Genomic DNA, 239 nt, shown 5'->3' on the forward strand with positions numbered 1-239 from the left:
GTTTTACCAAGCAGGGGACGCATCAGGCGATGGATGATATCCGTGAATCGGTGGCGGAGCTGGCTTACTACCGCGAGCATTTTATCAAGCTGTAAAATTTTTCCTGGTCACGTAAGCGCCGGAATCCACTTGCGGCGGCGTGATTTTGACGCTAAATTGAACGTCTTGCTGATAATTTCAGCACTTGAGATAAAAACGCAAAAAAAACTTTTTTGGGGGGTTGCAGAGGGAAAGATTTC

Annotated in this window: 1 pseudogene; it reads left to right on the forward strand. The window is 46.4% G+C overall.

The window, feature by feature from the left end:
• A pseudogene (locus SB756_RS34865) lies at positions 1-95 on the forward strand (oligoribonuclease); the annotation flags it as partial.
• Positions 96-239: the final 144 nt, after the last annotated feature.

Source organism: Pseudomonas sp. SIMBA_068 (genome assembly GCF_046534705.1).
Lineage (GTDB): Bacteria > Pseudomonadota > Gammaproteobacteria > Pseudomonadales > Pseudomonadaceae > Aquipseudomonas > Aquipseudomonas putida.